The organism is Alienimonas sp. DA493 (genome assembly GCF_043951915.1).
Taxonomy (GTDB): Bacteria; Planctomycetota; Planctomycetia; order Planctomycetales; family Planctomycetaceae; genus Alienimonas.
In genome coordinates this window covers 37,777-46,715 of sequence record NZ_JBINJD010000025.1, presented here as the reverse complement: position 1 = coordinate 46,715, position 8,939 = coordinate 37,777, and the positions used below count along the sequence as shown (strand labels likewise).

The window sequence follows — 8,939 nt, the reverse complement described above, 5'->3', positions numbered from 1 at the left end:
ACCCTCACCCCCGGCCCCTCTCCCTCAAGGGAGAGGGGAGAGACGAGGCGTCGGCGCAAATACATTGCCGGGTCTGAACCCGCGCCGGTCGCGGAGCGTTCGTGAAACCCGCACACTCGCCGGGCGTCCCCCCGCTGAGCGCCGCCCGTTCGACGCAACGTTTCTCAGGTCCCGTGACTTCGCCCGCTCCCGCCGCCGACTCCCCTGAAGCGCTGCCGCCGCGGCGGCTGGAGGAGTTGATCGCCCTGGGCGACGAGGCCGCCGCCTTCGCCGCGGCCGGTCTGCCGTTGGAAGTCGGGCTGGGGGCGGGTGCCCCCGGCGGGCTGAGCGATCGCGTCGCCGAACGCCTGCGGGACGGGATGACTCTCCAGGAGGCCTACGCCGCCGAACGCGGCCCGCTGCCGACGGCGATGCGGGCGACGCTGGAAAGCGGTCTGCGGTCCGGTCGTCCCGGCGAAGCGCTGGCCCGGGTGGCGGAACGCTCCCGGTTGGCGGCGGACCTGCGGGCGGAGCTGGCCGCGGCCATGGTCGGCCCGCTGGCGGTGATCGGCGTCGCCGCGGCCCTGGCGGCGTGGGCCCTGCCGACGGTCGCCGGGCCGCTGGCGGACATGCTACGACAGGCCGGGGCGGAGGTCTCGACCCCGGTGCGGTGGCTCGAGAATCTTGGACGAGTCGACTCCGTCTGGCTCTGGTTCGTGCCCCCCGCGGCGGTGGGGGGCGCGGCGCTGCTGACGCGGTGGACCGGCGGGCGGGCGCTCAGCTGGGCGCCGGGGGTGCGGGGCGTGCGGAACGAACTGCGGTGGGCCAGTTGCGGCCATCTGCTCTCCCTGCTGACGGCCGCGGGCGTGCCGCTGGGCGAGGCGCTGCGGTCGGCGGCCGGATCCGCGGGGGCGACCGGCGCCGCCGCCCTCGCCCGCGCCGCGGACCGGCTGGACGCCGGCGAGGACCGGGCCGCGGTGTTCTCCGCCGCCGGTTCCTCCAGGCAGGCCCCGGCGCCGCCGCTGCTGTCCTGGACGTTGGCGACGGCGCCGGCGGCGGACCTGCCGGCGGCCCTCGCCGCAGCGTCGCGGGTGCACACCGGCCGGGCGCGGGCGGCAGCTGCCCGCTGCGCGGCGGCGTGGCCGCTGGCGGCGACGGCGCTGGTCGGCGGCGGGGTGGCGGCGCTGTACGTGCTCGGCGTCGCTCTGCCCGCGGTCGACCTGTTGGAGGCCCTCGCCCGGCCCGTCGTTCCGGAGGCGGGATGATGAACGAGGGGTTTCCCACCGCCGCCGTCGCCCCCTTCGCCCCGACGGCCGTCGACGACGGGTCCCCGCCGAAGGCCGTCGAGGAGCGACCGCTGCCGCCGGCGGCGGCGTTGCGGATCGCCGGAGAAAACCTGCCGCCCGGCCGCGCCCGCACGGCGGTGTGGACGGCAGCCGACCGGGTCGCGGGGGGAACCGACCCGGCGACGGCGCTGGGGGAGGTGAAGGACGCGCTGCCGCCGTCATTGGGCGGGCTGCTCGAGCTGCCGGTGGGGTCCGGACTGCCGGCCGTGCTGCACGTCGCCGCCGCCGCGACCGCCGAGCGGGCGGAGGACCGCCGCCGGCTGTCGGCCGCGGTCGCCTGGCCGCTGACGCTCAGCGGGGCGACGCTGCTGGTCGCCGCGGCGGCGCTCGCCCTACTGGCGCCGGGGTTCGAGGCGACGTTCCGCGACTTCGGAGCCCCCCTACCGTGGCTGACGCAAGCGGCGCTCTCCGTGGGCGGTTGGCTGCGGGCCGGGTGGTTCGTGGCGCTGCCGCTGGCCGTGGCGGCGTTGGCGGCGGGGCGGTGGGCGCTGCCGCGGTACGCCCCGACCCTGTGGCCGTTCTCCGCGTTCCTGCGGCCGGGGGAGCAGGCCCGGGCGTGCGAGTTGTTGGCGGCGCTGGTGGAAGTCCGCACGCCGCTGCCGGACGCGTTGCGGGCCGTCGGCTGGACGTGCCCGGACCCGCGGGTGGGTCAGGACATGGCCTTAACGGCGGACTCCGTCGCGGCAGGCGCCGAGGCGGCGGCGGCGGCCTCCCGCCGTCGCTATCTGCCCGTGGAATTCCGCACGGCGGTGCGGCGGGAGGACGATCCGGAGGCGCTCGCCGAGGCCCTGCGGACGGCCGCCGCGTCGCTGCGGGCCCGGCTGGCGGGACGGCTCGGCCCGGCGGGGCTGATCGCCGCGGCCCTGCAAACGCTCCTGCTGGCGGCCGTCGGGGCGGTCGTGCTGCTGTTCGGCGGGGCGACGATCCTCCCGCTGCTGAATTTGCTGAACGACCTGTCATGACCGCCCCCCGGATCGCCGCCGATCTCGTCGCCGGTTGCGTCGCCGGCGCGTCCGCTCCTCTGTCGTATCTGTCGTACGGAGGGGCGTGACGGTGGAACTTCTGTCTCTAATCCCGCTGGCGCTCGGACCGCTCACGCTGATCACGACCGTGACGGCGTGGGCGCTGGTCCGTCGCGCCCGCCGCCTGCGGGCCGCCACGTTGATGGGCGAACTGGCCGTCGCCGCCCGGCGGGGGGGGCCGCTGGCGGAGGAGTTCGAGGGGCTGGGCGAAACCCTGCTGCGGGGCCGGCGCGAGCGGGCCCGCCGGGCGGCGGCGCTGCTGGAGGCCGGGGGCGATTTAAGGTCAGCGTTGCGGACGGAACGCCTGATCCCCGCCGCCAGCGAGCCGGCCCTCGCCGCCGGCGAAGCGGCCGGCGGCCTGCCGCGGGCCCTCGCCGACGAGTCCGCCCGCCTCGCCCGGCAGGCCGGCGGGGCCGCGGGGGCGTTCTGGAACGTCGGCTTCTACCTGCTCGCCACGCTGTTCGCGGTGCAGGCGGTGCTGGGGTTCCTGCTCTATTACATCGTGCCGAAGTACAGAAGAATCTTTGAGGACTTCGGTGCCTCTCCCGACGGCTTGGCCGACGAGCGCGGGGCGGGGTGGCTGTCGGTCGCCTGGTTCGACCCGCTGGTCCAGTTCGGCTCCTTCGCGGTGCAGTACTGGTTCCTGCTGTTGGCCGCGTTCCAGCTGGCGGCGTTCGCCCTCCCGCTGGCGCTGGTGATGAAGCAAAAGGGCCACCGCCCGCCGGGCGGGCGGTGGGTCCGGCGCCGGCTGGGCTCCCGTCGGGCCCACGGATCGCGGGTCCTGCGGGCGTTGGCGAGCGCCGCGGAGAACGGTCGGCCGTTCCCGCCGGTGTTGACGGCCTACGCCGCGGCCGCGAACAGTCGGGGGCCGGCCCTCAGAACGCTGGCCCGGCGGGTGGAGGGCGGCGCCGACGTCTGGCCGGCGCTGCGGGACGCCGGGCTGCTGACCGCCGGCGAGGCCCGCCTCGCCGCGACCGGCACGGCCGCGGGCAACCTGCCGACCGTGCTGCGGCTGATCGCCGACCGCCGCGACGCCCTGGAGGACCGCCGCCGCGGCCAATGGCTGGCGCTGCTCCAACCGGCCGCCGTCCTGCTGATCGGGGCGCTCGTCGCCTGGGTCGCGTTGGCCTTCTTCACCCCGCTGATCCGGATCATGCACCACGTGGGACGACCGCTGTGACGACGTTTCCCCTCCTCGCAACAGGCTGCTCCGCCCGCCGGCCGCGGCGGGGGACGACGGCGATGGAACTGGCGGTCGCGGTGGCCGTGCTCACGACCGTGACGGCGATGCTGCTGCCGGCCGTCCGGCGGGCGGACGGGGTGCGGGCGGAAACCGACCGCCGCCGCCGGGCCGCCGCCGAGTTGTCGAACCTGCTGACGGACCTCTCCCGACGGCCGCCCGACCGGCTGCTGACGGACGGGGAGGGCGGGCCGCTGTCGGCGGAGGTGGCGGCGCTGCGGCCGCCCTTCGCCGCGTCGCTGCCGGGGGCGAACCTGACCGTCGTCGCCGTGCCGCTCGACGAAGCGGACGGGGCTCCGGAGGGCGTGGCGGCGGTGCGACTGGACGGCGCCCTCGGCTGGACGACCGCCGCCGGCGCCGCCGCCCGACCGGTGCGACTGAGCGCGTGGGCCTTCGGATCTGAACCGACCGACGACGGCCCCACCGACGACGAACTGACCGACGCCGGGGGGGCGGACGAATGAGGCCGACTTCACCTCGTCGCCCGCCTCGCCCGCGTCGGCCCCGACGGCGGGGCGGGTATTCGCTGGTCGAACTGATCGTGGTCGTCACCGGCACGGTTGCGCTGCTCTCGCTGGGGGCGACGACGATCGTCACGGTGCGGCGGGTGACGGTGGCCGCCCAGACGGCCGCGGAGTCCGGGGCGGCGCTGTCCCGGCTGCACCGCACGCTGCGGGAGGACGCCGCCGACGCGGTCTCCGCGACCGCGGACGAGATCGGCCTGACTCTCGCCGCCGCCGACGGCGCGGCGATCCGCTACGAGGCCGACGGCAGCGCCGTGCGTCGCATCGCGACCGGGCCGCGGGCCGGACGGGACCGCTTCCCGGTCGGCGGGGCGGGGTTCGCGTGGTTTGCGGAGGAGCGGCCGGGCAGCGTGCGGGTCGCGGTCGGCTACGACCCCGCCGGCGGGGCGGACGAACGTCGGGACGGGGCTGCGGTGGAACTCGCCGCATGGCTGCCCGCCGGCGCCCGCGTCGGCGACGCCGCCCCCGAGGAGGGCACGGAATGAACGGTCCCCTGTTCCCCTCGGCGCCCTCATCCCGGCCGGGCAGGTCGCGGCGGGGCGTGTCGCTGATGGTCGCGATCGTGTTGTTGGCAGTCGCGACCGGTCTGCTGCTGACGGCGGTGCGGACGGCGGCGGTGCACCGCCGCTCGCTGGAGCCGAACGAGGCCGCCGTGCAGGCCGCCCTGCTGGCCGACGCCGGCGCCCGGCTCGCCGCGGTGCGGACCGCCCGCGGCGCCGGGGCTCCTGAATCGTGGTCGCCGGCCCTGCCGGGAGGCGCCGCCGCGGTGACCTTCTCCCCCGCCGCCGAAGACGGCGACCTCCCGACCGTCGAGGCCCGCGTCGAACGCCGCGGCGTCGCCGCCCGGGCCCGGCGGACCGTCCGCCCCGTCCTCGCCGACTCCGCCCCGGCGGACCGTTCCCCGCTGCTCGCCCCGAAACCCGTTTCCGATTCCGACGATGAATAGCCCCGCCTCCCGCCGGCCGAGCCGTCCCGGGTTCACGCTGATCGAGTTGCTGGTCGTGATCGCCATTATCGCGATCCTGGTTTCGCTGCTCCTCCCGGCGGTGCAGCAGAGCCGGGAGGCGGCCCGGCGGGCGTCGTGCGCCAACAACCTCATGCAGTTGGCGCTGGCCCTGCAGAACTACGAGGTGTCCGCCGGCCATTTCCCCCCGGGGACGATCGCGGCGAACGGGCCGATCCGCACGCTGCCCACCGCGGAGGCTTACCGGGCGCTGGACCCGATGCCATATCACATGAACTGGCTTACCCAGATTCTGCCGCAGCTGGACGAGGGCCCGCTGTACGCCCACCTCGACTTCAGTCGCAGCGTGTACGCCGAGGCGAACGACGCCGTCCGTGAAACCCTGCCGTCCGGGATCCTCTGCCCGTCGTCGGCCACCTCAGCCGGCTACGCCGGGTGCATCGGCGGGGAGGACGAACCGATCGACGTCGACAACGGCGGCGTGCTGTTCCTCAACAGCGCGATCACGTACGCGGAGATCACGGACGGGGCCCACCACACGCTACTGATCGGCGAGGGCGGCGACGGGGGCTGGAGCACCCTGAGTTGGGCCAGCGGCACCGCGGCGACACTGGCCCACAGCGGCGTCGAGCCGAACGCGGCCCCCCGGCTCGGCAACGGCGCCCTGCCCGTGCCCGAGGAGGGCGACGTCGCGGCGGACGGGGAGACCCCGGACCCGGACGCCGTCGCGCTGGAGGTCAGCGGGTTCTATTCGTCCCACGTCGGCGGGGTGCAGGCGGCGCTGTGCGACGGGGCGGTGCGATTCTTCAGCGACAGCATCGACGCGACGACCTGGAGCCGCCTGGGCGACCGCAACGACGGCGAACTGCTCCCGCCGGGGTATTAAACGCAGGGAGAAGGGGTGAGGCGTAGGGGGTAAGAAAGCTGTGCGCAGCGAAACGCGAACGGCCCGGTCGCTCGGGGGAGCGACCGGGCCGTTCGATGCCGCGTGGGGTCCGGCGGCTTACGCCTTACGCCTCGCCCCTTTCGCCACCTTTATATTACCCGAGCAGCGACAGGGCCCGCTGGGGGCTCTGGTTGGCGATCGAGAGGACCGAGGTGGCGGCCTGGCCGAGGATCTGGGCCTTCTGCAGGTTGGCCGATTCGACGGCGAAGTCGGTGTCGACGATCTGGCTGCGGGCCTCGGAGATGTTCTCCAGGGCGACGCCGAGCGTGTTGATGTTGGTGTCGATCACGTTCTTCTGAACGGCGCCGATGCGGCCGCGGAGGCTGGAGACCTCGTTGATGGCCCCGTCGAGAATATTGACGAGGTCGGCGCCGCTGGCGTTGCCGTTGGCGACGTCGGACAGGCTCTTTCCGCCGCCGCTGGTCAGTTCGAACAGTTTGCCGGCGGTGCCGCCCAGGCGGGCGGTGTTGACGGCCTCGATGCCGATGCCGACCTGACCGGAGATGGTCACGTCCTGGCCGATCTGGAAGATCGCCCCGCCGCCGGTGACGTCCAGGGAGACGGACTCGTCCTCCGTGTTGCTCGCCGAGTCGAACGTGACCGAGGCGGTGAGGTTGGAGGTGTTGATGGACGCGGTGAGGCCGCGACCGATCGCCTTCTGGCCGTTGATGGAGGCGACGATGTCCTCGCCGGTGTCGCGACGGGACTCGGTCGAGAAATCGTCGATGCCGGTGGTGTCGAAGCTGCCGTCCAGCACGTTGACGGAGACGAACTCGTCGGAGCCGTAGGCTTCGCTTTCCAGCACCAGCGAGGTGCCGTTGGTCTCGTCGAGCTCGGACGCGGACAGGCCGTTGGCCAGCAGGGTGTCGTCGCCGTCGATCTCGATGTTGAGGGCGTCGGCGATGCTGGTGCCGTCCGACAGCGTCAGACCGCTGGACTCCAGCAGGTCCTTGACGTCCGCCAGCGTGCTGGTGACGACGTCGTTGGCGTCGGTGGCCAGCTGGATGGTGATGTCGTCGCCGCTGACGGAGATGCCCAGCGCCTGGCTCGTGCCGGTGTCGCCGAACGCGATGCTCACCCCGCCCCGGTTGTTCGGGCCGCGGACGTCGTCGATCCGGATGGCGCCCTTATCCAGGTCCGTCGAGGCGACGGCGGCGCCGAGGGTCGTCGTGGTCGCGTTGGCGGCGGCGGCGACGTCGAACAGGTTGTCGCCGTTCGTATCGGTCAGGCCGTCGAAGGCGGTGACGATGTCGGCGATGTCGGAGGTGACGGCGGTCCCGTCGTGACCCAGCGTGAGCTTGGCGGTGAAGGTGCCGTCGCCGTTGTCGACCAGCTCGGTGGACTCGGTCGCGGCGGCGCCGGGGTTGACGATCTCGATCGCCAGCCCGCCGCCGTCGACCATTTTGCGGCCGGCTTCGGTCAGCGCGAATTCGACGTTTTGGCTGTTGACGGCGATCACCTGGTTGCCGGAGGCGATCGTGCCGTCCAGAACCCGGGCGGAGACGCCGGTGGCGTCCGTGACGGCGTTGATGGCGGTGGCGGCGTCCTCGATGGTCGCCTCTTCGCCGAGCTGCACCACTTCGGTGCCGCCGGTGCCGCCGATCTCCAGCGTCGCCGCCGAGGTGAAGTCGCCGCCCTGGTACACCAGCTGGGCCTGCTCGGCCGCGCTGTTAATGGTGGCGTCGAGGTCGATCTTCGAGGCGCTGCCCAGCAGGGCCTGGTCGATGGAGTAGCTGCTGAGCTTGGCGTTGTCCGCGGAGCTAATCGACGTCGTGAACGCCTTCGAGCCGTCCAGCAGCTTGTCGCCGGCGAAGCTGGTGTTCGAGGAGATCCGGTTGATCGCCGTCAGAGCGTTGTCGATCTGCAGCTGGTTGGCGTCGCGTTCCTCCTGGGAGAGGGCGCCGTCGTTCAGACCTTCCTGGACCAGCCCGCGGACCTGCGTGAGCAGACCGCCGATCTCGCCCAGCGCGCCGTCGGCGGTGGTGAGAACGTTGTTGGCCCGGTTGGAGTTGGTGATCGACTTCTCGATCGTGGAGATCTGCGAGCGCAGGGTCTCGCCGGCGATCAGGCCGGAAGGGTCGTCCTTGCCGTTATTGATTTTGACGCCGGTCGACAGCCGCGTCATCGCGTTCGCCAGCATCTTGTCGCTCTTCGCCATGGAGCGCTGGCCGCGCAACGAAGCGACGTTGGTGTTGATACGGGTCATGGGTCCCGGGTTCCTTCAACGAGTTTGGGAGGGGAGCCGCCGGGGAGCGGCAATCGGCCGTCGATCCCGGGCGAGACCGAATCAGCCGATGAGGAGGGGAAACGCCCCGGCGGAGCGGGGACCCGCGACGCGCGGCGTCGTGCCGGCTAACGGGTGGGGCGGGATCGTCCTGACGGGCCCGGACAAACCATCGGTCCGGATCAGCGACCGCTTCGGATGCAACGTTGCATTTCGTCAACGATCTGACCCGGCCGCGTATTTGGCGCCGGCCGTGCCGGTTCTGCGGGCCCGCTGCGACTTGGCTTCGGGGGATTCCCGGCCCGGCGCGGGCCGCGCCGCCCGGGGCGACGTCGCCGTCGGCCTGGGACGATCGTTTGAGAAGAGCCCGTCAGGCAGCCCGGCGGGCGGGCTCGCCGGCGGCCAACGCGAGGAACACCTCTTCCCGATGCACCGTCACGTTCCGCGGGGCTTCGATGCCCAGGCGAACCTTGTCGCCCTTCACTTCGACGATCGTGATGCGGACGTCGTCCCCGATGACGATCGTCTGTTCCTTCTGGCGGCTTAAAACCAACATGGCGTCTCCTTACGGTGAGCGGGACACTGAGGGGCCTCGCCCGGCTCCTCCGGGCGAGGGGAGCGGTCAGGGAAACCCGACCGCCGGAATGACTTCGGCAGTTGCGGCAATCTGGGGGGATGCGATGTGCCGGAATAT

General features: G+C 73.3%; 9 protein-coding genes. 7 read left to right on the top strand and 2 right to left on the bottom strand.

The genetic code is table 11. The features are described from left to right. Positions 1–173 precede the first annotated feature (173 nt). The 7 genes from ACG2DA_RS06110 to ACG2DA_RS06080 all read left to right on the top strand — a co-directional run bounded on the left by ACG2DA_RS06110 (position 174) and on the right by ACG2DA_RS06080 (position 5,961). Positions 174–1,244, top strand: a complete 1,071-nt coding sequence (locus ACG2DA_RS06110) for a type II secretion system F family protein (RefSeq protein WP_395254596.1) — start codon at positions 174–176, stop codon at positions 1,242–1,244. Further along, entirely contained in the window at positions 1,244–2,287 is a 1,044-nt protein-coding gene (locus ACG2DA_RS06105; RefSeq protein WP_395254595.1) for a type II secretion system F family protein, read from the top strand. The genes ACG2DA_RS06110 and ACG2DA_RS06105 overlap by 1 nt, the downstream gene beginning before the upstream one ends. Positions 2,288–2,378: 91 nt before the next feature. Further along, on the top strand, positions 2,379–3,527 hold the full coding sequence (locus ACG2DA_RS06100) for a type II secretion system F family protein (RefSeq protein ID WP_395254594.1): 1,149 nt from the start codon (positions 2,379–2,381) through the stop codon (positions 3,525–3,527). Further along, positions 3,524–4,051: a hypothetical protein gene (locus tag ACG2DA_RS06095; protein ID WP_395254593.1), complete on the top strand. Its 528-nt coding sequence runs from the start codon at positions 3,524–3,526 to the stop codon at positions 4,049–4,051. The genes ACG2DA_RS06100 and ACG2DA_RS06095 overlap by 4 nt, the downstream gene beginning before the upstream one ends. 77 nt (positions 4,052–4,128) lie before the next feature. Then, a complete protein-coding gene (locus tag ACG2DA_RS06090) occupies positions 4,129–4,596 on the top strand; it encodes a hypothetical protein (protein WP_395254592.1) in 468 nt (155 codons plus the stop codon). Positions 4,597–4,652: 56 nt separating this feature from the next. Continuing rightward, positions 4,653–5,057: a hypothetical protein gene (locus ACG2DA_RS06085; RefSeq protein WP_395254591.1), complete on the top strand. Its 405-nt coding sequence runs from the start codon at positions 4,653–4,655 to the stop codon at positions 5,055–5,057. Further along, positions 5,050–5,961 carry a DUF1559 domain-containing protein gene (locus tag ACG2DA_RS06080; RefSeq protein WP_395254589.1) on the top strand — a complete coding sequence of 304 codons (912 nt, stop codon included), beginning with the start codon at positions 5,050–5,052 and terminating at the stop codon, positions 5,959–5,961. The genes ACG2DA_RS06085 and ACG2DA_RS06080 overlap by 8 nt, the downstream gene beginning before the upstream one ends. A gap of 154 nt (positions 5,962–6,115) precedes the next feature. On the opposite strand, the gene ACG2DA_RS06075 is transcribed toward ACG2DA_RS06080, so the two are convergent. Both ACG2DA_RS06075 and csrA read right to left on the bottom strand, forming a co-directional pair. Then, positions 6,116–8,227 carry a flagellin gene (locus ACG2DA_RS06075; RefSeq protein WP_395254588.1) on the bottom strand — a complete coding sequence of 704 codons (2,112 nt, stop codon included), beginning with the start codon at positions 8,225–8,227 and terminating at the stop codon, positions 6,116–6,118. A gap of 388 nt (positions 8,228–8,615) precedes the next feature. Beyond that, a complete protein-coding gene (csrA, locus tag ACG2DA_RS06070; protein ID WP_395254586.1) occupies positions 8,616–8,801 on the bottom strand; it encodes a carbon storage regulator CsrA in 186 nt (61 codons plus the stop codon). Between the last annotated feature and the right edge of the window lie 138 nt (positions 8,802–8,939).